This is a genomic window from Pseudomonas sp. ENNP23 (assembly GCF_001728945.1).
Lineage (GTDB): Bacteria > Pseudomonadota > Gammaproteobacteria > Pseudomonadales > Pseudomonadaceae > Metapseudomonas > Metapseudomonas otitidis.
Genome location: NZ_LYSP01000004.1, coordinates 23,447 through 46,079, shown reverse-complemented (window position 1 = coordinate 46,079; position 22,633 = coordinate 23,447). Strand labels below are relative to the sequence as shown.

At 69.9% G+C, this 22,633-nt stretch carries 13 protein-coding genes; 4 read left to right on the top strand and 9 right to left on the bottom strand.

The genetic code is table 11. The annotated features are described in order from the left end of the window. Positions 1-440 precede the first annotated feature (440 nt). Positions 441-890, top strand: coding sequence for a YcgN family cysteine cluster protein (locus tag A9G05_RS03435; RefSeq protein ID WP_069559644.1), 450 nt, complete (start codon positions 441-443; stop codon positions 888-890). Between the two features lie 65 nt (positions 891-955). Continuing rightward, positions 956-2,194, top strand: coding sequence for a hypothetical protein (locus tag A9G05_RS03430; protein ID WP_069559643.1), 1,239 nt, complete (start codon positions 956-958; stop codon positions 2,192-2,194). Positions 2,195-2,205: 11 nt separating this feature from the next. Here the strand turns inward: A9G05_RS03430 and A9G05_RS03425 are convergent, their stop codons facing one another. The 7 genes from A9G05_RS03425 to A9G05_RS03395 form a co-directional block, all read right to left on the bottom strand. Further along, positions 2,206-3,843, bottom strand: a complete 1,638-nt coding sequence (locus A9G05_RS03425) for a BatD family protein (RefSeq protein ID WP_069559642.1) — start codon at positions 3,841-3,843, stop codon at positions 2,206-2,208. Further along, positions 3,843-5,585, bottom strand: a complete 1,743-nt coding sequence (locus A9G05_RS03420) for a VWA domain-containing protein (RefSeq protein ID WP_069559641.1) — start codon at positions 5,583-5,585, stop codon at positions 3,843-3,845. The genes A9G05_RS03425 and A9G05_RS03420 overlap by 1 nt, the downstream gene beginning before the upstream one ends. Beyond that, positions 5,582-6,610: a VWA domain-containing protein gene (locus A9G05_RS03415; RefSeq protein ID WP_069559640.1), complete on the bottom strand. Its 1,029-nt coding sequence runs from the start codon at positions 6,608-6,610 to the stop codon at positions 5,582-5,584. The genes A9G05_RS03420 and A9G05_RS03415 overlap by 4 nt, the downstream gene beginning before the upstream one ends. Next, positions 6,603-7,097 carry a DUF4381 domain-containing protein gene (locus A9G05_RS03410; RefSeq protein WP_069559639.1) on the bottom strand — a complete coding sequence of 165 codons (495 nt, stop codon included), beginning with the start codon at positions 7,095-7,097 and terminating at the stop codon, positions 6,603-6,605. Before A9G05_RS03410 ends, A9G05_RS03415 begins: the two co-directional genes overlap by 8 nt. Continuing rightward, positions 7,094-8,026, bottom strand: a complete 933-nt coding sequence (locus A9G05_RS03405; RefSeq protein ID WP_069559638.1) for a DUF58 domain-containing protein — start codon at positions 8,024-8,026, stop codon at positions 7,094-7,096. Before A9G05_RS03405 ends, A9G05_RS03410 begins: the two co-directional genes overlap by 4 nt. Before the next feature lie 4 nt (positions 8,027-8,030). Beyond that, positions 8,031-8,990 (bottom strand): MoxR family ATPase, encoded by a 960-nt coding sequence (locus A9G05_RS03400; protein WP_044412232.1) that lies wholly within the window; start codon positions 8,988-8,990, stop codon positions 8,031-8,033. A 152-nt stretch (positions 8,991-9,142) separates the two neighbouring features. After that, positions 9,143-9,889: a carbonic anhydrase gene (locus A9G05_RS03395; RefSeq protein WP_069559637.1), complete on the bottom strand. Its 747-nt coding sequence runs from the start codon at positions 9,887-9,889 to the stop codon at positions 9,143-9,145. 334 nt (positions 9,890-10,223) lie between these two features. Here A9G05_RS03395 and A9G05_RS03390 point away from each other — a divergent pair, with 334 nt between their 5' ends. After that, positions 10,224-15,089, top strand: coding sequence for an NAD-glutamate dehydrogenase (locus tag A9G05_RS03390; RefSeq protein ID WP_069559636.1), 4,866 nt, complete (start codon positions 10,224-10,226; stop codon positions 15,087-15,089). 115 nt (positions 15,090-15,204) lie between these two features. Here A9G05_RS03390 and A9G05_RS03385 read toward each other — a convergent pair whose 3' ends face one another. Then, entirely contained in the window at positions 15,205-17,268 is a 2,064-nt protein-coding gene (locus A9G05_RS03385) for a TerD family protein (RefSeq protein WP_069559635.1), read from the bottom strand. Positions 17,269-17,533: 265 nt separating this feature from the next. On the opposite strand from A9G05_RS03385, the gene A9G05_RS03380 reads away from it, so the two are divergent. After that, positions 17,534-20,506, top strand: coding sequence for a WG repeat-containing protein (locus A9G05_RS03380; protein WP_069559634.1), 2,973 nt, complete (start codon positions 17,534-17,536; stop codon positions 20,504-20,506). Between the two features lie 34 nt (positions 20,507-20,540). Here A9G05_RS03380 and A9G05_RS03375 read toward each other — a convergent pair whose 3' ends face one another. Next, complete coding sequence (locus A9G05_RS03375; RefSeq protein ID WP_069559633.1) at positions 20,541-22,037, bottom strand: aldehyde dehydrogenase family protein; 1,497 nt, start codon at positions 22,035-22,037, stop codon at positions 20,541-20,543. Positions 22,038-22,633: the final 596 nt, after the last annotated feature.

Below are 22,633 nucleotides of genomic sequence, written 5' to 3'. Positions count from 1 at the left end.
CGGTTCGCACAGCTCACCGCATCCTACGGAGCCTTGCCATGGCTCATGTGGGGGGAACCATCGGAACGTAGGATGGGCTTCGCTGTGCGAAGCCCATCATCGCCGGGCGATCCGGATTCGATGCGGTTCGCACAGCTCACCGCATCCTACGGAATCCCTGCCATGGCTCTTGTAGGGTGGGTCGCGCTTCATCGACCCACGCGGAGGGGGAGGCCATCAACCCCATGGCGGGCTCCGTTCCCGGGCTGAAGCCCGGGCTACGTCAGGCAGGTGTATCGGGCGGGCCGCATTCCACCGATCCACCACCGGGGCGGCGTGCTGGGAGATGTTGCGAACGATTTTCCTTACACCGCGCTACCGGTCGCTCCTGGGTCGGCGGTGCTTGGCCGGCACCGTCGGCGCGACTAGACTACCGCGCCCCTTCACCCAGTCAGATCGCCATGGCCGCCAAAGTCGAACCCTTCTGGAAGCGCAAGACCCTCGCTCAACTCGATCAGGAGGAGTGGGAGTCCCTGTGTGACGGCTGCGGCCTGTGCTGCCTGCAGAAGCTCGAGGACGAAGACGACGGCGCGGTGTACTACACCCGCATCGCCTGCAAGCTGCTCGACCTCAACACCTGCCGCTGCACCAACTACCCCAAGCGCCGCGACTTCGTGCCCGACTGCATCCAGCTCACCCCGGCCCAGGCCGACGAGTTCCGCTGGCTGCCGCCCACCTGCGGCTACCGCCTGGTGGCCGAGGGCAAGGACCTGCCGCCCTGGCACCCGCTGGTCTGCGGCGACCCCGAGGCCGTGCACAACGCCGGCATCTCCCAGTCCGGGCGCATGGTCAGCGAGACCAAGGTGGCCGAGGACGACTGGGAGGACTACATGATCTTCCGCGCCGGCTAGCGCACCCCAAGGGATCGAATCGCCGTTCGCCGCGTCATAGGGAAATCGCCACGAGGAAGCCCGCCATGTCCCACCGCGCCACCCTGCTGCTGTCCGCCACCGCCCTGCTGTTCAGTGCCCCGCTGCTGGCGGCCAAGCGCACCGACCTCGACTACAGGGTTCGCTTCCTGCCCGACAGCGACCAGGCCGAAGTCCAACTGGTGGTAGAGGAGGGCGAGAAGGTCCGCAGCCTCAGTTTCGACCTGGGCGACAAGGGCTACTACAGCGACTTCAAGGCCGACGGCCAATGGCAGCAGGAAGGCGCCGGCCGAGGCACCTGGCAACCCGCACCGGGCAAGGCCACCCTCAGCTACCGCGTGCGCATCACCCATGACCGCGGCAACGGCACCTTCGATGCGCGGATGACCCCCGACTGGGCCCTGCTGCGCGGCGACGACCTGGTGCCCCCGGCCCGGGCCGACGTGGTGGAAGGCACCGACCTGGCCGCGCGCATCCAGTTCGAACTGCCCAAGGGCTGGACCTCCGTGGAAACCGGCTGGACCCGCGTCGGCAAGAACCGCTTCCGCGTCGACAACGCCGAGCGCGTGTTCGACCGCCCCACCGGCTGGATCATCGCCGGTAAGCTCGGCAGTCGCCGCACCGAACTGGGCAACACCGACGTCACCATCAGCGCCCCGGTGGGCGAGGGCATGCGGCGGATGGACATCCTCACCCTGCTGACCTTCGTCTGGCCCCACGCCCAGGCAGTGTTCCCCCGCGACCCCGGCAAGCTGTTGATCGTCGGCGCCGGCGACCCCATGTGGCGCGGCGGGCTGTCCGGGCCCAACTCCTTCTTCATGCACGCCGACCGCCCGCTGGTCAGCGAGAACGGCACCAGCTCCCTGGTGCACGAACTGGTGCATGTGTTCACCCGCATCCAGGACACCGAGCGCAGCGACTGGATCAGCGAAGGCATCGCCGAGTACTACGCCATCGAACTGATGCGCCGCGCCGGCGGGCTCAGTGAGGACCGTTACCACAAGGTGCGCGCCCACCTGAAGCGCTGGAGCCGCAAGGTCAACAACCTGCGCGGTGAGCATTCCACCGGGCCGACCACCGCCCGCGCCGTGCTGCTGCTGCAGGACCTCGACGAAGAGATTCGCAAGAGCAGCAAGGGCGCTCACTCCCTCGATGACGTGGTGCGCGGGCTGATGCGCCTGGACAAGGTCGCCACGGCCGACTTCGTCGGCATCGCCGAGAACGTCCTCGGCGGCCCCTCCAGAACCCTCGACACGCCGCTGCTGGACGACAAGGCCGCCCGATAGCCCTCAGCGCATCAGTGCGGGTACAGCGGCGGCAGCGCGCTGGCCGTGGTCTGCTGCTGCACCTGGCGCGCCGGCAGCGCGCGGATCGCCTTCCACAGGTCCTCGCCCTGCCAGTGCTGGCCGCTCTCGCTGTAGAGCGCGCCGTTCAGACCGTCCATCGCATCCGACAGCGGCACGAAGCGCGCCGCCATCTCCGCCAGGGTTTCCGGCTGCTGGCGCGCCCAGGCGTCCAGCGCCTGGCGGGTCGCCTGCGGGTCGTTGGCCTGGCAGGCGCGCTTGAGGTCGTCCAGCAGCGTGCGCGGGCTCGGCCCGGTCTGCACCGTCGGCAGGATCGCCGGCTGGCGGCGGGCGTGCCACCACAGGCCGAAGCCCAGCAGGGTGGTCAGCGCCAGGATCAGCGTCGCCAGTTGCCAGGGCCACAGCGGCGGGCCGGCCGGGGCCGGCTGGTCGGCACCGGGTGTTTCCACCGGGGCCTCCGGCTCCATCGCCGGGTTCACCGCCACCTCCAGGGTGCGGGCCGGCAGGCGGCTGTGCTCCAGGCGGTCGTCCCGGGTGTTCCACCACACCACGTCCACCGCCGGCAGCTCGATGCGCCCGGCCGCCGTGGGCACCAGCGCCTCGCGCTCCTCGCGGCTGCCGGTCACTCCGCGCTCGCCCACCTCATTGGCCAACTGAGGCTGGTCCGGGTAGCGGCGCAGGTCATTGGCGCTGGTGGCCGGCAGCGCCGGGATCTGCGCGCTGGAGAGCCCTTCGGTCTTCACCATCAGGCTGCGGGTCAGGGAATCGCCGACCTGCGTCTTGTCCGGCTCCGGGCTCCAGGCCTCCACCAGGGTCAGGTTGCGCGCCGGCAGCCACGGCGCATCGGCCGGGTAGTCCGCCGGGCGCGGCTTCACCGCCAGGGGGATCTGTGGCGAGCTGACCCGCGTCAGGCGGCCCGGGCGCGGCCCGAAGGGCTGGTAGGCGTCCTGGCTGCTGCGTTCGGCCAGGGTCGCGCTGAACACCTGGGAGGGGATCATCAGTTGGCCGCTCTTCTGCGGGAAGATCGCGTAGCGCAACTCGATGACCCCATGGCGCACGCCGTTGATCTCCTTCTCGTAGGTGCGCGGCTCACCCAGTTGCTCGATGCGCGCATCGGCCATCTGCAGCGGCGTCAGGCTGCTGTCGTCGTACAGCGAGACCGAGTGGTAGATGCGCAGGGTGAGGATGGCCTGGGCCTGCACGTAGACGCTTTCCTGGTCCAGGCTGGCGTCGATGAACACCGGTGCCAGCTTGCCGGAGTCCGCGTTGGGGTCGTTCTTCTGGATGTGCAGCGGGATCGGCTGGGTCTCGGCCTCGCCCAGCTTCAGCGGCGGGATGACCACATAGCCGGTCTGCTTCGGCTGCAGGGTGACGATCCAGCGGGTGGCACGGTTGCTCTGCCCGTTGAGGGTGCTCAGGCGGTTGATCTGGCGGGTGCCGAGCACGTCGAACAGCGACTCCAGCGGCGACAGGTCCGGCTTGCCGAACAGCGTCGGATCGGAGGACTCCAGCACCAGCTCCACTGTCTCGCCTTCGCTGAGGCGGGTGCGGTCGACGCTGGCGGTGAAGCCGGCGGCGTGGGCCAGGCTGGCCAGCAGGAGGAGGATCAGGGCGCAGGTCAGGCGCTTCATTATTGGTTTTCCTGGCGGCGTTGCTGTTCGTACCAGAACTTGCGGCGCAGCAGTTCGGCGGGGTCGTCGGGAATCTGTCGCAGCCACTGTTCCAGGGACTGGCGGCGTTCGTCGCCCAGGGGCTCGTGCTCGCTGTCCAGCGCATGTGGCTCGCTGTCCGGCTCGGCGGGCTGGGCGCTGGCCGCTTGCTGGTCCTGGCCGCCGGCGCCCTGGCCGTTCTTCTGCTCGGCCTCTGCGGCCTCCGGGTCCTGGCCGGAGTCGGGCTGGGCGTCCTGCTCCGCCGGCTGGGGCGTGCCCTTGGGCGCATCCTGGGCGGCATCGTCCTGGCCGGCCTGTTGCTGCTGTGGCGGCGAGGTGGGTTGGGGCTGCTCGGCCTGGGCCTGGCGCTGCTTCAGCAGCGCCTCCACCAGGGCCTTGTTCTTCAGCGCCGGCTGCAGGTCGGGCTGACGCTCCAGGGCTGAATCGTAGGCATCCAGCGCGGCTTCCAGTTGCTCGGCCTTGGCCAGGGCATTGCCTCGGTTGTAGTGATCGGCGGCGCTGTCGCCGGCGGCGAAGCGCTCGGCAGCCTCGCCGTACTGGCCGGCCTGGTAGAGGGCGTAGCCCTGCCAGGCGCGGTCCTGGAAGCGCTGTGCGGCCTCTGCCGGTTGCTGCGCTTCCAGCAGGCGCTGGCCCTGCTGGTCGGCGCGCAGCCACAGGTCGTCCAGCTCGAAGGCCAGGGCAGGGCGGGGCAGCACGAAGAACAGCGGCAGGCAGAAGATCCAGCCCCGGCGGCCGGCGCAGGCGGCGATCAGCAGCAGCGGCAGCAGCAGCCAGTGGCCCTGGTCGGCCCAGGCTTCCAGGCGGGTGGTCTCGCCGCTGTCACGCAGGGTGGTGGCCCCGCCGAGCAGGCCCAGGTTGCGCAGGTCGCGCTCATCCACCCGGGCGGTGGCGTACTTGCCGCCCAGGTCGCCGGCGAAGCGCTTGAGCCCCGGTGCGTCCAGGCGCGGCAGGAGGATGGCGCCCTGGGCGTCCTTGAGGAAGCCGCCGTTGTCCTGGGCGATGGGCGCGCCCTGGGCGGTGCCGATGCCGAGGATCGACAAGCGGTCACTGCGCGAGCCGAGGGCCTTGCGGATGCCAGTGCGCTCGGCCTCGCTGAGGCCATTGGTGATCAGCAGCAGCCGGCCCTGGCCGCGGGCCCCCTGCTCCAGCAGCGCCAGGGCCTTCTGCACCGCCAGGTCGGCGCGCTGGCCGGGCTCGGGCATGATCGCCGGCTTGAGGGCGTCCAGCAGGTTGCCGGCGGTCATCAGGTCGTCCGACAGCGGCACCAGGCTGTGGGCGCTGCCGGCGTAGACGACGATGGCCGTCTGCGCGTCGCGGCGGGCGTCCAGCAGGTCGCGCAGCTTGCGCTTGGCGTGCTCCAGGCGGCTGGGCGGCACGTCGCCGGCGAGCATCGAGGGGGTCAGTTCGAGAATCACCACCAGCGGGTCAGCGCGTTTCTGGGTGCTTTGCTCCACCCGCTGCCAACTGGGGCCGAGCAACGCCAGCAGGCCCAGCAGCCAGGCCAGGCCGAGGGCGATCCACGGCAGCCGGCTGCCGCGCTGGCGCCCGCCACCCAGCAGCCAGGGCTGGAAGTGCAGCGGCAGCAACTGCTGCCAGCGGCCGGTGCGGCGTTCACGGTGCAGCAGTTGCCAGAGCAGCCACAGCAGCAGAGGCAACAGCAGCAGCCACAGCGGGCGCGACCAGTGGGGCCAGAGTTCGCTCATGAGCGCCTCCAGCGGCTGCGGGCCCAGGCCAACCCCTGCTGGGGCAGGTCGGGCCAGAGCTCACGGGCGATCAGCGCCAGGCTCAGCAGCAGCGCAAGCCCCAGCGGCCAGCAGTACAGCGCCAGGGCCGGGCGTGCCTGGCTGGGCAGTTGGCTCACCGGTTCGAGGGTGTCCAGTGCCAGTTCGATCTCGGTCAGCTCCTGGCTGGAGCGGGCGCGGAAGTACTGGCCGCCGGTCTGCTCGGCGATCTGCCGCAGGGTGGGCTCGTCCAGGTCCAGTGCCGGGTTGAGGCCGAACAGACCGGGTATGCCGCTCTGCTCGGGGTCGGCGCCGATGCCGATGGTGTAGATCTTCACGCCCTCCTCGGCGGCCAGGCGTGCGGCGGTCAAGGGCTCGATCTGGCCGCCGGTGTTGGCGCCGTCGGTCACCAGCACCAGCACGCGGCTGTTGGCCGGGCGCTGGCGCAGGCGCTTCACCGCCAGGCCGATGGCGTCGCCGATGGCGGTGTTCTTGCCGGCGATGCCGATCAGCGCCTCGTCCAGCCACACGTGCACGGTCTTCCGGTCGAAGGTCAGCGGTGCCTGCAGGTAGGCCTGACTGCCGAAGAGGATCAGGCCGATGCGGTCGCCCACCCGGCCGTCGATGAACTCGCCCATCAGGTGCTGCACCAGCGCCAGACGGCTGACCGGCTTGCCGTCCAGGCGCATGTCGGCGTAGTCCATGGAGCCGGACACATCCACCGCCACCAGCAGGTCGCGGCCGCTGGCCGGCAGCGGCTGTGGCTCGCCGACCCACTCGGGGCGCGCGGCGGCGCACAGCAGCAGCAGCCAGAGCAGGGCGAAGGGGGCCTGCTGGCGCCAGGCCGGCAGGTTGGCTCGGGCGCGGCGCCCGGCGAGGGCCTCCAATTCGCCGAGGAAGCTGACCTTCAGCGCCGCCTCGCCGCTGTCGGCCGGCGGCAGCAGCACCCGCAGCAGCCAGGGCAGCGGCGCCAGCAGGAAGATCCAGGGCCAGGCCAGCTCAAACATGCTTGCGTATCCAGGTTTCGACGGCCTGGTGCAGGCCGGCGATGGCCTTGTCGTCGAGTTTGCACTGCGGGCGGTAGGCGCCCTCCACCAGCACCATCCAGCGGGTCAGGCCGGCGGCGGGGCAGCGGTTGTCCAGGTAGGCCAGCCAGGCGCGGCCGTTCAGGGTCAGCACCTGGGCGTCGGGGTAGCGCTGCCGGCACAGGCGCTTGAGCAGCGCATTGAGTTGCTGCAGCCAGGGGCCGGCATGGGCGCCGTCGTAGGGTTTGGCCAGTTGTGCCAGCTCCTGCAGCGCGGCCTCGCGCATCGGGTCCAGGGGCTGGGCCTGCTCGGCCTCCTGGCGCTGCCGCGACAGCCGCCGGGCCAGGCGCCAGGCGCTCCAGGCCAGCAGCGGCAGCAGCACGGCGAGCAGCCACCAGCCCGGCGCCGGGGGCCAGAACGGCACGGGCGCGGGGGCGATCAGGGGTTCGAGCTGGTCCAGCGGGTTCATCGCCGCGCCCCACGCTGCAGGTGGTCGCGCAACTGGTCGACCATCTCTTCCTGGGTGGACAGCGGCAGCAGCAGCACCCCCAGGCGCAGAGCCAGGCGCTGCCAGCGGGCACGGCGGGCCTCGCCCTGTTCGCGGTAGGCCTGGCGCAGCTCGGGGTTGTGGGTATCCAGCTCCAATTGGGCCCCCAGCTCGCTGAAGCGCAGCAGCCCGGCGGCCGGCAGTGCGTGGTCGAGGGGGTCGGACAGCGGCAGCAGGATCAGGTCGGTGTGCCGGGCCAGCAGTGCCAGTTGCTGTTCGGCAGTGTCCGAGAGGGTGCGCTCGTCGCAGAGGATCACCACCAGGCTGCCGGGGCGCAGCACCTCGCGGGCGCGGCGCAGGGCCAGGCTGAACCCTTCGCGGGGCGTCGCCTGGGCGGTGCCCAGACCCTGGTTGGCGCGCACCAGGCGGTTGAGCAGTTGCAGCAGGCTCTGCTTGCTGCGCCGGGGCTTGATCTCGTGGTGCTCGGCATCGCTGAAGACCAGCCCACCGATGCGGTCGTTGTGGCCCAGGGCGGCCCAGCCGATGAGGCTGGCGGCGTGGGCGGCGAGCACCGACTTGAACATCCGCCCGGAGCCGAAGAACAGCCGCTGGCTCTGCTCGACGACGATGAACACCGGGCGCTCGCGCTCCTCGTGGAACAGCTTGGTGTGGGGCTCCTGGGTGCGCGCGGTGACGCGCCAGTCGATGGTGCGCACGTCATCGCCCGGCTGGTAGACGCGCACCTGGTCGAAGTCGACCCCGCGCCCGCGCAGCTTGGAGTGGTGCAGGCCGATCAGCGGGCTGCGCCGCGAGGGCGTGGAGAACAGTTGCACCTCGCGCACGCGGTGGCGGATCTCGATCAGCTCGGCGAGGCTGACCTGCACGCCGGGGACGGCTGCCGGGCTGGTCATGGCGTCAGGCGACGGCGACCACGTCGAGGATGCGTTGCAGCACGCGGTCCTGGTCGATCCCCGCGGCCTCGGCCTCGAAGGTGAGGATCAGGCGATGGCGCAGCGCGTCGAAGAGCACCGCCTGGATGTCCTCGGGGCTGACGAAGTCGCGCCCGGCCATCCAGGCGTGGGCCCGCGCGCAACGGTCCAGGGCGATGGAGCCGCGCGGGCTGGAACCGTAGGCCAGCCACTCGGCCAGCTCGGCGTCGAACTTGGCCGGGGTGCGTGTGGCCATCACCAGTTGCACCAGGTACTCCTCCACAGCGTCGGCCATGTACAGGCCGAGGATTTCCTTGCGTGCGGCGAAGATCGCCTGCTGGCTGACCTGGTGCTCGGGGCGGGTCTCGCCGTTGAGGGCGACGCCACGGGCCTGCTGGAGGATCTTGCGTTCCACCGAGGCCTCGGGGAAGCCGATCTTCACGTGCATCAGGAAGCGGTCGAGCTGGGCCTCGGGCAGCGGGTAGGTGCCTTCCTGCTCGATGGGGTTCTGGGTCGCCATCACCAGGAACAGTGGCGGCAGGTCATAGGTGGAGCGGCCGATGGACACCTGGCGCTCGGCCATGGCTTCCAGCAGTGCGGATTGCACCTTGGCCGGCGCGCGGTTGATCTCGTCGGCCAGCACCAGGTTGTGGAAGATCGGTCCCTGCTGGAACACGAAGCTGCCGGTCTCCGGGCGGTAGATCTCGGTGCCGGTGATGTCCGCAGGCAGCAGGTCGGGGGTGAACTGGATGCGGTGGAACTCGGCCTCCACGCCTTCGGCAAGGTCCTTGATGGCCTTGGTCTTGGCCAGGCCCGGCGCGCCTTCCACCAGCAGGTGGCCGTCCGCGAGCAGCGCGATCAGCAGCCGATCGATGAGTTTTTCCTGACCGAGAATCTGGGTGGAAAGGTACTGTCGCAGGGCGACCAGTGCATCGCGGTGTTCCATCGTCGGGCTCGCTCGGGGTGGACGGGGGCAGCCTGGGCCCTCGGAGAAGGCGGGGTACTTTAATCCAAGCAGAGGTCGGCGGCCTAGGCGAGTACGCGAGCGCGCGTCGAAATCGTGACGGGCCGAGCGCTGTGCGCCCGGCCCGTCAGGGCTCAGGCGATCAACTCGACCTTGCCGCTGGCCAGCCGGTAGACACCGCCCACCACCTTCAGGCGGCCTTCGGCGACGGCGTCGCGCAGCAGCGTGGAGCGCTCGGTGAGCTGCTTGAGGTTGTCCCGCACGTTCTGCGCGATGGCGTTGTCCAGGGCGTTGCCCTCCTGCTTGAGCACCGCCTTCGCCGACGGCGCGATGGCCGCCGCCAGGGCCTGGATGTGGCCGGGGTAGCGGGCACCGTCGCGGGCCACCTTGAGGCCGGCTTCCACGGCGCCGCAGCCCTCGTGACCGAGCACCATCAGCAGCGGGATGCCAAGTACGGCCACGCCGTATTCCAGGCTGGCCAGGCCATCGTCATTGACGATGTTGCCGGCCACACGCACGGCGAAGAGGTCGCCCCGCGCGGTGTCGAAGGCGTACTCCGGAGCGATGCGCGAATCGGCACAGCTCAGCACCGCCGCGTAGGGGTTCTGGGCCGACACCAGCGCCTCGCGCTCGGTGAGGAAGTCGTGGCGGCGGGTCAGGCCTTCCACGTAGCGCTGGTTGCCCTGCCTCAGCCGGTCCAGCGCCGCGTCGGGGGCCAGGCGGTTCTGCGGCTTGGGCGGTGCCGCAGTCGGGTCGGCGGCCAGAGCGGTGTGGCTCAGCAGGGGCACGGCGGCGACGGCAGCGGCGGTCATCCCGGCCAGGCGCAGGAAGTGCCGGCGCTCCGGGCGGTCAGGGGTGTGGGGGTCGTGGCAGGTGCACATGGTGGGTGCTCCGGTGAGAAAGGGGAGTGGTGAGTGTAGGGGGCACACCGGTCCTGTCGCTGTGGGTGCGCTGTAGGCGTCACTGAAGCACTCATGTCGTCCTCCTTCCGTGAGCTGTGTCGGCTTGCTGAAGGCGGCTGTCCGAGATTGACCGAATATGTCGCAGGACTAAAAGCGTCGCACCGGGTGCCGCCCTTAATCTGTCCGCGAGGGTGACTGCCCGGTCCCAAGCGGTTCCGGCCCGTCACACTGCCTGAATCTCCTCCTGATCCATCACCGCGCGATAAGCGTTCTACGCTTAACCCCCAACAACAGAGCCAAGCGGAGCACAACCATGGCGTTCTTCACCGCGGCCAGCAAAGCCGACTTCCAGCATCAACTGCAGGTGGCACTGGCGCAGCACGTCAGCGAGCAGGTCTTGCCACAAGTAACCCTGTTCGCCGATCAGTTCTTCGGCATCATCGCCCTCGACGAACTCACCCAGCGGCGCCTGTCCGACCTGGTGGGCTGCACCCTGTCGTCGTGGCGCCTGCTGGAACGCTTCGATCCCGCCAAGCCCCAGATCCGCGCGTTCAACCCGGACTACGAGAAGCACGGCTGGCAGTCCACCCACACCGCCGTCGAAGTGCTGCACCCGGACATCCCCTTCCTGGTGGACTCGGTGCGCATGGAGCTGAACCGCCGCGGCTACAACATCCACACCCTGCAGAACAGCGTGCTCAGCGTGCGCCGCGACAAGAAGGGCGCGCTGCAGGAAGTGCTGCCCAAGGGCACCCAGGGCAAGGACGTGCAGCAGGAATCGCTGATGTTCCTGGAGATCGACCGGGTTGCCGCCCCCGCTGCTCTCAAGGTGCTGGAGAAGGCGCTGGAAGACGTGCTGGGTGAGGTGCGTGTCGCCGTCGCCGACTTCAAACCCATGACCGCCAAGGCCCGCGAACTGCTGGCCTGGCTGGACAAGGCCAAGCTGAAGGTGGACCCGGCCGAACTGGCCGAGGTGAAGGTCTTCATGAACTGGCTGGTGGACAACAACTTCACCTTCCTCGGCTACGAGGAGTTCACCGTGGTCGACCAGGGTGAGGCCGGCGGCCACCTGGTGTATGACGAGAAGTCCCTGCTGGGCGTTTCGCGCCTGCGCCGCGCCGGCCTGACCAAGGCCGACCTGCATGTCGAGCAGGAAGCCGTCGACTACCTGCGCGGCCCGGTGCTGCTGTCCTTCGCCAAGGCCGCCGAGCCGAGCCGCGTGCACCGCCCCGCCTACCCGGACTTCGTCTCCATCCGCGAACTGGACGCCAGGGGCCGGGTGGTCAAGGAATGCCGCTTCATGGGCCTGTACACCTCCGGCGTGTACGCCGATAGCGTCACCCGCATTCCCTACATCCGCGACAAGGTCGCCGAGATCCAGCGTCGCTCCGGCTTCGACCCCCGCGCCCACCTGGGCAAGGAACTGGGCCAGGTGCTGGAAGTGCTGCCCCGCGACGACCTGTTCCAGACCCCGGTGGACGACCTGTTCGCCACCGCCATGGCCATCGTGCAGATTCAGGAGCGCAACAAGATCCGCCTGTTCCTGCGCCGCGACCCCTACGGCCGCTTCGCCTACGCCCTGGCCTACGTCCCGCGTGACGTCTACTCCACCGAGAGCCGGGTGAAGATCCAGCAGATCCTCATGGATCGCCTGCAGGCGACCGACTGCGAGTTCTGGACCTTCTTCTCCGAGTCCGTGCTGGCCCGCGTGCAGTTCATCCTGCGCCTGGACCCGAAGAACAAGGCCGTGGTCGATCCCGTGCGCCTGGAGAAGGAAGTCATCCAGGCTTGCCGTTCCTGGAAGGACGACTACGCCAGCCTGATCAACGAAACCTTCGGCGAGGCCAAGGGCACCCGCGTGCTGGCCGACTTCCCGAAAGGCTTCCCCGCCGGCTACCGCGAGCGCTTTGCAGCGCACTCGGCGGTGGTCGACATGCAGCACCTGTACAGCCTGTCCGAGCAGCGCCCACTTGTGATGAGCTTCTACCAGCCGCTGACCCAGGGCGAGCAGTTGCTGCACTGCAAGCTCTACCACGCCGACACGCCGCTGCCGCTGTCCGACGTGCTGCCGATCCTGGAGAACCTCGGCCTGCGCGTGCTGGGCGAGTTTCCCTACCGCCTGACCCGCCAGGACGGCCGTGAATTCTGGGTCCATGACTTCGCCTTCACCGCCGCTGCCGGCGTCGAGGTGGACATCCAGGAACTCAACGACACCCTGCAGGACGCCTTCGTCCACATCGTCGGCGGCGACGCCGAGAACGACGCCTTCAACCGCCTGGTGCTGACCGCCTCCATGCCCTGGCGCGACGTGGCCCTGCTGCGCGCCTATGCCCGCTACCTGAAGCAGATCCGCCTGGGCTTCGACCTGTCCTACATCGCCAGCACCCTGCTCAACCACACCAACATCGCCAAGGAACTGGTGCGGTTGTTCAAGACCCGCTTCTACCTGGCCCGCAAGCTCTCCACCGAGGACCTGGAAGACAAGCAGCAGAAGCTCGAACAGGCCATCCTCGGCGAGCTGGACAACGTCGCCGTGCTCAACGAGGACCGCATCCTGCGGCGCTACCTCGACCTGATCAAGGCGACCCTGCGCACCAACTTCTACCAGCCCGACGCCAACGGCCAGAACAAGGGCTACTTCAGCTTCAAGCTGAGCCCGCGGCTGATCCCCGACATCCCGCGTCCGGTGCCCAAGTTCGAGATCTTCGTCTACTGCCCGCGCGTCGAAGGCGTGCACCTGCGCTTCGGCGACGTCGCCCGCGGCGGCCTGCGCTGGTCCGACCGCGAGGAAGACTTCCGTACCGAAGTGCTGGGCCTGGTCAAGGCGCAGCAGGTGAAGAACGCCGTCATCGTGCCCATGGGTGCCAAGGGTGGCTTCATCCCCCGGCGTCTGCCGGTGGGCGGCAGCCGTGACGAGATCCAGGCCGAGGCCATCGCCTGCTACCGCATCTTCATCAGCGGCCTGCTGGACATCACCGACAACCTCAAGGACGGCCAGGTGGTGCCGCCGGCCAACGTGGTGCGCCACGACGCCGATGACCCCTACCTGGTGGTGGCGGCCGACAAGGGCACCGCGACCTTCTCCGACATCGCCAACGGCATCGCCCAGGAATACGGCTTCTGGCTGGGCGACGCCTTCGCCTCCGGCGGCTCTGCCGGCTACGACCACAAGGGCATGGGTATCACCGCCAAGGGTGGCTGGGTCTCGGTGCAGCGGCACTTCCGCGAGCACGGCATCGACGTGCAGAAGGACAACATCACCGTCATCGGCATCGGCGACATGGCCGGCGACGTGTTCGGCAACGGCCTGCTGCTGTCGGACAAGCTGCAGTTGGTGGCCGCCTTCAACCACATGCACATCTTCATCGACCCCAACCCGGACGCCGCCAGCAGCTTCGTCGAGCGCAAGCGCATGTTCGACCTGCCGCGTTCCTCCTGGGCCGATTACGACACCAAGCTGATCTCCGAAGGCGGCGGCATCTTCCTGCGCAGCGCCAAGAGCATCGCCATCAGCCCGCAGATGAAGGAGCGCTTCGACATCCAGGCCGACAAGCTGACCCCCACCGAGCTGCTCAACGCCCTGCTCAAGGCCCCGGTGGACCTGATCTGGAACGGCGGTATCGGCACCTACGTCAAGTCCAGCAAGGAAAGCCACGCCGACGTCGGCGACAAGGCCAACGACGCCCTGCGCGTGGACGGCCGCGAACTGCGCGCCAAGGTGGTGGGCGAGGGCGGCAACCTGGGCATGACCCAGCTCGGCCGCGTGGAATTCGGCCTCACCGGCGGTGCCAGCAACACCGACTTCATCGACAACGCCGGTGGCGTGGACTGCTCCGACCACGAGGTGAACATCAAGATCCTGCTGGGTGAGATCGTCGCGGCCGGCGACATGACCGGCAAGCAGCGCAACACCCTGCTGGCGAAGATGACCGACGCCGTCTCCAACCTGGTGCTCGGCAACAACTACAAGCAGACCCAGGCCCTCTCCCTGGCCCAGCGCCGCGCCCGCGAGCGCATCAGCGAGTACAAGCGCCTGATCGCCGCTCTCGAAGCCGCCGGCAAGCTGGACCGTGCCCTGGAGTTCCTGCCCAGCGACGAGGAACTCAACGAGCGCCTCGCCAACGGCCAGGGTCTGACCCGTCCCGAGCTGTCGGTGCTGATCTCCTACAGCAAGATCGACCTCAAGGAATCGCTGCTCAAATCCCTGGTGCCGGACGACGACTACCTCGCCCGCGAGATGGAGACCGCCTTCCCGCCGCTGCTGGCCGAGAAGTACGGCGAGGCCATGCGCCGCCATCGCCTGAAGCGCGAGATCATCAGCACCCAGATCGCCAACGACCTGGTCAACCACATGGGCATCACCTTCGTGCAGCGCCTGAAGGAGTCCACCGGCATGAGCGCCGCCAACGTCGCCGGCGCCTACGTGGTGGTGCGCGACGTGTTCCGCCTGGCGCACTGGTGGAAGCAGATCGAGGCCCTGGACTACAAGGTGCCCGCCGAACTGCAACTGACCCTGATGGACGAGCTGATGCGCCTCGGCCGCCGTGCCACCCGCTGGTTCCTGCGCAGCCGCCGCGAAGACCAGAACGCCGCCCGTGACGTCGGCCACTTCGGCCCCCGCGTCGCCGAACTGGCCGGCCGCCTGGACGAACTGCTGGAAGGCCCCGCCCGCGAGCAGTGGCTGGCCCGCTACCAGGCCTACGTCGAAGCCGGCGCACCGGAGGAACTGGCCCGCGTCGTCGCCGGCACCAGCCACCTGTACACGCTGCTGCCGATCATCGAAGCCGCCGACGTCACCGGCAAGGATGCCGCCGAAGTGGCCGCCGCCTACTTCGCCATCGGCGGCGCGCTAGACCTGTCCTGGTACCTGCAGCAGATCACCGGCCTGCCGGTGGAGAACAACTGGCAGGCGCTGGCCCGCGAAGCCTTCCGCGACGACCTCGACGGTCAGCAGCGGGCGATCACCATTTCCGTGCTGCAGATGGCCGATGCCCCGGCGGACATGGACGAGCGTGTCGCGCTCTGGCTGGAACAGCACCGCCCGCTGGTGGAGCGCTGGAAGGTGATGCTCACCGAACTGCGCGCCGCCACCGGCACGGACTACGCGATGTACGCCGTGGCCAACCGTGAGCTGATGGACCTGGCCCTGAGCGGCCAGCACGGGGTGAACATCCCCTGATGCCCGGTCGACCCTGAGTTGTTGTGCTCTCAGCCCCGCCTGTGTGCGGGGCTTTTTTTCGGCTGCCTGCCCGTTGCGCGGCAGGCACTGCCACACCAGCCTGCCGAGGCGTGCCTCAGAGGAACTCGGCGCGAATGCGGTCGAGGTCCAGCGGGTCGATGTCGCCGTCGGGTCCGAAGCGCAGGTCGGCCTCGGCGGGGTCGTCCACCTCGCTGCCACGGGCCTCGGCGTGCAGCTCGAACAGGGTGTGGAGATCCGGCGTGGCCAGGTCGCTCATGGCCCGGAGCATCAGGGCGATGCCGCTGAGGTTGTTGGCCACGTTGTTCCAGCGCGGGTAGCCGCCCAGGCCGATGTCGGTCCAGATCACCTGCCGTGCCTCCAGGTCGAGGATGAAGGGCAGGCAGGTCTGCTGGTCGCTGGCCAGGTCCAGGCGGTCTTCCACGGTGCGTGCCTCGAAGGGCTCCCCGGAGTTCACCTGGTCACGGGCCATCCAGCCGGCGAAGCACTCCGGCAGGTCGCAATAGGGCTGGCGGGTGTAGCTGTTGATGCAGGTGACCACGAAGCGGATGCCGCGTTTGCGCAGCAGCTCCAGGTCCAGGTCGATGAATTCCGCCGCGCCGTTCGGGGCGTCGACGATGTCGCCGCTGTGGTGCCCGCCGTAGTGGCGCAGGTTGTAGTAGGACACCAGGTCGCGGTAGCCGAAGCCGCCATCGAAGAACGCCGCCGAGAGGTCGATGTCGGTGCGCTCGCGGCCGTTGGTCCACCAGAGGAACAGGCGGATGAAGCGGGTGTCCGGCAGCGGCAGGCGGCTGCCGCGCACCAGGGTGCGCAGTGCCTTGGCGGCCGAGCGCTGGGCCAGCGGCACCTTCAGCTCCGCCAGCCGTGGGTCCAGGTAGCAGCGACCCAGCGGCGGGCGTGTGGCGAAGCGCGCCACCAGGGCCGCGCGCAGGTGAGCGATGACCTGGGTGCGCAGCGTGCCCGGCAGCGCCGGGCGTTGCTCCGGCGTGCACCAGGCGCGGGCGGCATCGCCCTTGGGGAAAAAGGTGCGCAGTGCGGCCTGGCCGCGGTGCTGGAAATGCGCCAGGGCCTGCAGCAGCACAGCGGTGGACACCTGCTCGGCCACGCGGGCGAAGGTGGCGAGGACGTCCTCGGGTTGGTCACCGCTGCGCAGCAGGTGGTCCAGCCGACGGGCCAGCTCACCGGGACGGGTGCGCAGCAGGCGGGTGGCGTCGGCGCTGTGGCCCGCCGCCAGGGCCTGTTCGACGCGGCTGTTGAACCCTTCGAAGGGGCGGTCTTCACGCAGCACCTGGAAGGCGTCCCAGGCCTGGGGGAAGCGCTCGCGCCACTGGCCGGGGTGCAGGGCTTCGCCCAGGCGCTTCCAGCGCTCCTTCCAGCGCAGCATGTCTTCCACCGGCGCCGGGCAGGCTTCCAACAGCTCCAGCAGCAGGCGCCGCTCGCGCCGCGCAAGGCCCTTGAAGCGGCAGGCCTGGGCCAGTGAGGCATCGCCCTCGCACAGGCACACGGCCACGCGCAGCACATCGGTGGCGGTGCGCAGTTGGGCCCTGGCGAAGGCCTCGGCGCCATCGAACGGTCCATGGCGCAGCAGCAGCGCGGTGATCAGCGCGAGGTTTTCCTTGAACGGGATGCTTGCCGGCAGCAGCCGCATCACCCCCTCGCCATAGACGCTGACGAAGGTGCGCAGGTCGTCCCGGTCCTCCACCGACAGCGAGCTGCTGGAGGCAGCCAGGCGGGTGAAGATCGCCTCGCGCTCGGCCACGCTGCCCAGGCGGATCAGCCGGGGCGCGCGGCCGTGCAGCAACGGCACGGGGGCGTCCGGCGTGGCCGGGTGTTCGCGAAGCAGGGTCAGGTAGTGGTGCAGCGCGCGCTGATACAGCGCGTACTCGGGCACCTGGCGCACGCTGCGGGGGAACTCGGGGAACAGGGGCCGGTACTGCCGGTGGGCACCGGTGAGCGCGGCCAGGGTGGTGCGCAGCTCGACCAGCACCTCGGCCAGTTGTGCCGTGGACTGGGTGGCCAGCCGCTCCACCAGGGGCTCGTCGAGCACGAAACCGAGGTTCTCCACCTCCTGCTGCACCATCACCACGTCCCTCGGGCTGGCACCGCCGGCCCCGGGCTCCAGTACGAAACGACGGCTGCGCCGCAGGAAGAGTCCGTTCACATCAGCTCCTGGAAATGAAAAAGCCCACCAGGCGGTGGGCGGTGTGGAAAGCGGGCACCCTAGTTTCAGAGGTAGAAGGAAGGACGCCCATAGCCACGGCGCGATGATAGTGCGGCTTCGGTCGGCAGGAAAACCGTCGAAGTCGCGAAGCTTCGACGCCTTCGCATTTCCAGGGGCGCCGCTCTGGTGGCGCTGCCCGGGCCGCGCCATCATTGCGCATTTTTTCGCAGGCCCTCGGGGGCGGGATGACGGCATGGAGCAGGGCATGGCATGGGAGGCGGCCTCGGGCGCCTGGTTGCACCTCGGGCAGGACGACGCGCCGCCGCGCTGCCTGGCCTTCTGTGGCGAGGTCCCGGCGTTGTGGCTGGTGCTGCTGGGCGGTGCCCGCGAGGTGCCGGCCGTCACCTCGGCCACGGCGGGTTACCAGGTGCCGGCCATTGGCCTGCGGGTCCCGCTGGAACAGGCCCTGGCCAACTGGCAGCGGCTGAGCGAGTGGCTGCAGGCGCACCCGCAGTTCTACCGCGTGCCCGCCCTGGGCCTGTGCCTGGCGGCGGTGGAGGCATGGTTGCGGACGGCAGCCGAGGACCAGGACCTGGCCTGGCTGCAGGGCGACCTGGATGCCGTTTCCGGGCCGTTCGACCGCAACGCTCCCTCGCGCAGCGGCTTCTGGCGCTGGAATGCCGATGACCGGCTCCAGGCCCTGGTCGATGGCTCGGCGGACCTGCACCGCCTCACCGGCGTGATGGATTTCGAGGAACTGGGCGAGTGGCACCGTGGGTTCGGCTTCGGCACCCTGCGTCACCCCTGGTTCGAAGCGCTGGGGCTGTTGGGTGGGTTCGCCGCGCTGGAGCACCCCTTCCCCGAGGTGCCGCCCCGCGAGCCCGTTGAACATGATCCCTGGTGGGAGCACCGCTACCGGGCCCACGCCCAGGGCGGTCGCTGGGGCCTGGTCAGCCAGGCGGACGGTACCTGGCACGAGGCACCGCGCTGGGACGCCATCCTGCCGGACCGCCACAGCTTCATCCGCGTCTGGGTACGCCAGGGCACGCTGTGGGGTGTGCTGCAGATCGAACCGTCGGTGGAGCTGCTGCTGGCCCCGCAATTCGACGCGGTGGTGGACAGCGCCTGCGACGACCACATGGTGGCCAGCCAGGGCGGCCTGCTGGGGCTGATGCACATTCCCAGCGGCCAGTGGCGGCTGACGCCGCGCTTTCCCGAACTGCGCCGGGAAACCGAAGACCTGCTGCGGGCCCGGGAGGGGGCGCACTATGGCTTCCTCGACCTCGACGGTCAGTGGCGGGCACCGCCCCGCTACCAGGACACACGGCCCTTCGGTGGCACGCTCGCCTTCGATGCCCCGGGCCTGGCCTGGGTGATGGCGGACGGCCGCTGGGGCCTGCTGGACGAGCAGGGCCAGGAGCGCCTGGCCTGCCGTTACGACCAGGTGGAGTGGCGGAAGGAACACGACCATCGCGGCTGGCGCGTGTGGCGGGACGGCCGCCAGGGCTGGGTCGGCATCGACGGCCGCGAGGCGGTGCCCTGCGAATGGGACGAGGTGGACTGCTACGAGCCCTACCGGCACCCCCTGCAGGCCGAGGGCATTTACCGGGTGACCCGCAACGGCCTGCACGGCCTGCTGCCGGCGCTGGGCGACTGGCGTGTGGCCCCGCGCTACACGGAGATCGAACCGCTGGGGCTCGGCAAGGGGGCCGCGCCGTTGCCGGCCGACCCCTGGCGCAATGCGCCGGAACCGGACGGCAGCCTGGCGGCGTGGATCGCCGAGGGCGGTGGCGAGCCCGACGCGCCGCGGCTGCTGATCCGTGTGCGCGATCAGCAGGGGTGCGCGGTGATCGATGAACGCGAACGGCAGTGGATGCCGCCGTCGCCGGGGCGGGTGGAAACCCTGGGCAACGGCAACCAGCGCTGGCTTAAGCGCACCGATGAGCAGGACCGTCAGCAGCTCTGGAGCCTGGCCCGTGGCGAGCCCGCGCTGCCCGGCTGGCACGCCGGGGTCGAGGTGCTGGAGCTGCCGGACCAGTCGCTGCTGCTGACCTTCGAACGCCTCGACGGCCCCGAGGGCTTCAGCTTGGGCCTGCGCCTGTGGCGGGAAACGGGCGAACCTGCGCTGGAGGGCTGCTTCAGCGCCCTGGCGGGGCAATCGTTCTGGCTGCCACGGCTGGACGATGACACCCGCGAACAACTGCTGGATGCCTGGAGCCGTGGGCAGGACGTACCGGCCGAGGCCTGGGAGGCGGGGCAGGCACAGTCCTGTTTCGTCTGCCCCGGCCAGCCCCGGCAGAGTGCCCAGGCGGCCTGGCAGGCGCGCTACCGGGCCGGCGATCTGCAGGCTGCGTTGGCCTTGTCGCGCCTGGCCGCTTCCCCGACCGAGGCCTACGCCTGGGCACGCCGGGCCTGTGCGCTGGATGGCGGCACGGGCACGCCGAGCGCGGGCGCCTGGTTGCAGCTTGCGCGCCTGGTGCTGCAAGGCACGGGCGGAGACGACGCCCTGCTGACCGCCTGTGACTGGGTGGCGCGGGTGCGGGCGTCGGAGCACGAGCTGGACGAAGGCTTCGAGGCGGCGGCCCTGGAGGCGCGCCTGTGGCTGGACCCGGCTGCGGGCCCGGTGGACGGCGCGCGGGCCCTGGCAGCGGCCGATTACCTGGTGGCGGTGACCAGCGTGACCCAGGCGCTGCACCACGAGGGGCGCTACCTGCTGGGGCGCTGCCACCGCGAGGGGCAGGGCACGCCGGTGGACCTGGACGCCGCCCGCGAGCACTGGCGCATCGCCGCCGCCGCCGGCCATGGCGCTGCCACCCGGGCGCTGGTGGAGCTGCTGGCCGAGCAGGCCTCGGCCGAAGACGACCAAGCCGCCGCCGAGCGCCTGTGGCTGGAGGCCCGGCAGCACGCCTGGAATTACCTGGAGCACCCCGGCGACGCCGGTGACGCGGCGGTGATCACCGCCTTGCACGGGTTCTGTGGCGAGCTGGAACTGCTCAGCGAGCCCCTCGATTGGGCGGCCGCCGAATACCACCTGTTGCAGGCCGCCGAGGCGGGCCATCTGCCTGCCATTGGCTTGCTGGCGGTGGAGGTCTATCGCCGACGCGGGAGCCCGCTGCGGGATGGTCGCCAGGCCCGTGCCTGGGCGCTGCGCCATGCCGAGGCCAGTGGCGCGTTGCCGGCGGAGGCGCCGGCCGCCTGGCGCTGGCTGCTGGGCTGGCTCCTCTGGCTGCGGGGGTGAGGTATGGGCCGCCCGGGAGGGCGGCCCGTGTGCATCAGTAGGTGATGCACACCGACTTCAGCTCGGTGAAGCCTTCGATGGCGGCGCGGCCGAACTCGCGGCCGATGCCGGAGTGCTTGTAGCCGCCGAAGGGCAGGTTGGGGTCCACCGGGACGTGGTTGTTGACCCAGACGGTGCCGGCCTCGATGCGCGGGATGAGGTCCATCACCCGGCCCAGGTCGTTGCTCCAGAGGCTCGCGGCCAGGCCGTAGGGGCTGTCGTTGACCATCTCCACGGCCTGGTCCAGATCGGTCCAGGGCAGCACCGACAGCACCGGGCCGAAGATTTCCTCACGGGCCGGGGTCATGGACTGGCTGACGTTGGCCAGCACGGTGGGCTCGACGAAGAAGCCCGGCAGGTCCGGCTGGCCGCCGCCGATGCAGACCCGCGCGCCCTGTTCCCGCGCCAGGCCCAGGTGATGCAGGACGTGCTGCTGGTGGCGGCGCGAGACCAGTGCGTTGATCTGCGCCTCCGGGTCCAGACCGGGGCCGACCTTCATGCCGGCGACGCCGGCGCAGAGCGCCTCGACGAAGGCGTCGTAGCGGCTGGCATGCACGTACAGGCGCGAGGCTGCCGCGCACACCTGCCCCTGGTTGAGCAGGCCGCCGCCGATGGCGCCGGCCACGGCCTGGTCGATGTCGGCATCGGGCAGCACCAGCATGGGGTTCTTGCCGCCCAGTTCGAGGGTGAAGCGGGTCAGGTTGTCCAGCGCCGCGTGGCCGACCTTGCGGCCGACGGCGGTGGAGCCGGTGAAGGACACCTTGTTCACCAGCGGGTGGGCCACCAGGGCGGCCCCGGCGTCGGCCCCGCCCACCAGCACGTTGAACACCCCGGCCGGCACCCCGGCCTGGAGCGCCAGTTCGGCCAGACGCAGGGCGGTCAGCGGGGTCTCGTCCGCCGGCTTGATGATGATGGTGCAGCCGCAGGCCAGCGCCGGCACCACCTTCCACAGGGCGATCATCATCGGGAAGTTCCACGGCACGATGCCGGCCACCACCCCGGCCGGTTCGCGGCGGGTGTAGGCGTTGAAGCGCGCACCGGCGGGCACCGGGATGGACACGTCGAGGGTCTGGCCTTCGATCTTGGTGGCCCAGCCGGCCATGTAGCGCATGTAGTTCACCGAGGCGCCCACTTCCACCGCGCGCGCCAGGTGGATGGACTTGCCCTGGTTGAGGGTTTCCAGTTGGGCCAGTTCCTCGCCGTGGGCTTCCACCAGATCGGCGAAGCGCAGCAGTACCCGCTCGCGCTCGGCCGGCGCCAGGCGGCTCCAGGCGCCCGAACGGAAGGCAGCGCGGGCGGACTGCACGGCGGCATCCACCTGGTCCAGGTCGGCCTGGACGGTCTGTGCCAGCACCTCGCCGCTGGCGGGGTTGTGGATCGGCCGCAGGCTGCCCTGGGCGGGTTGCTGCTGGGCGCCGTCGATGAACGAGGCATGGTGGCGGGCGACGAAGGCGTCGACGGCGGGCAGGGTGGGAATCAGTGCGTGGCTCACGGGCGGCTCCGGGTTCGAGGCAGTTCAGGGAAGGCCCGGAAAGGGCGTTCCCCAGCTTACGAACCCCGCTGCGGCCCGGCTTGACTCTGCCTGCCAGGCGCACATGACCCAGCGTGCAGGGGCGGCGCCCCGTCACCCAGCGGCAACGGTGTTGGCACGCAGGGTCAAGCCAGCCCATGGCGGCTGGGCGATAGTGAGCCTGCCGCTCGTGGGCGGCAGGCTTTACTTCATCAGCGCTCCGTTTTTTGTTTTTGTGCCGCCGTGTTGGTCACCGGCGGCTTTTTTTCATTTACCAGTGCCGCGTTGCCGGTCAGTTCGTGGCCAAGCAGATCACCGCGTTCTGGTGATGTTTCCCGTTTCGCTCTCCCGAGCGAGTCCCTTTTCCAGTCGCTGGATCGCCAGCCCGGTGAAAAGGAACCAAAAAACTTGCCCCTGCATCCAGCCCGACTGCGTCGGGTTCCCTCCCTCCATCGTCGCTCCAGGGGCCCGCGCTGACGGGCCATCCCTGGCCCGGCAGCGCTCTCGCGACATCCATGTCGCTCAACCCCTTGACTCGCTTCGCTCGCCCTTCGGGCCAGCCTTCGGCTGTTACTTCG

Coding starts and splice junctions, on each gene's coding strand:
- A9G05_RS03435 (WP_069559644.1), top strand. CDS start 441: ATGGCCGCCAAAGTCGAACCCTTCTGGAAGCGCAAGACCCTCGCTCAA.
- A9G05_RS03430 (WP_069559643.1), top strand. CDS start 956: ATGTCCCACCGCGCCACCCTGCTGCTGTCCGCCACCGCCCTGCTGTTC.
- A9G05_RS03425 (WP_069559642.1), bottom strand. CDS start 3,843: ATGAAGCGCCTGACCTGCGCCCTGATCCTCCTCCTGCTGGCCAGCCTG.
- A9G05_RS03420 (WP_069559641.1), bottom strand. CDS start 5,585: ATGAGCGAACTCTGGCCCCACTGGTCGCGCCCGCTGTGGCTGCTGCTG.
- A9G05_RS03415 (WP_069559640.1), bottom strand. CDS start 6,610: ATGTTTGAGCTGGCCTGGCCCTGGATCTTCCTGCTGGCGCCGCTGCCC.
- A9G05_RS03410 (WP_069559639.1), bottom strand. CDS start 7,097: ATGAACCCGCTGGACCAGCTCGAACCCCTGATCGCCCCCGCGCCCGTG.
- A9G05_RS03405 (WP_069559638.1), bottom strand. CDS start 8,026: ATGACCAGCCCGGCAGCCGTCCCCGGCGTGCAGGTCAGCCTCGCCGAG.
- A9G05_RS03400 (WP_044412232.1), bottom strand. CDS start 8,990: ATGGAACACCGCGATGCACTGGTCGCCCTGCGACAGTACCTTTCCACC.
- A9G05_RS03395 (WP_069559637.1), bottom strand. CDS start 9,889: ATGTGCACCTGCCACGACCCCCACACCCCTGACCGCCCGGAGCGCCGG.
- A9G05_RS03390 (WP_069559636.1), top strand. CDS start 10,224: ATGGCGTTCTTCACCGCGGCCAGCAAAGCCGACTTCCAGCATCAACTG.
- A9G05_RS03380 (WP_069559634.1), top strand. CDS start 17,534: ATGGCATGGGAGGCGGCCTCGGGCGCCTGGTTGCACCTCGGGCAGGAC.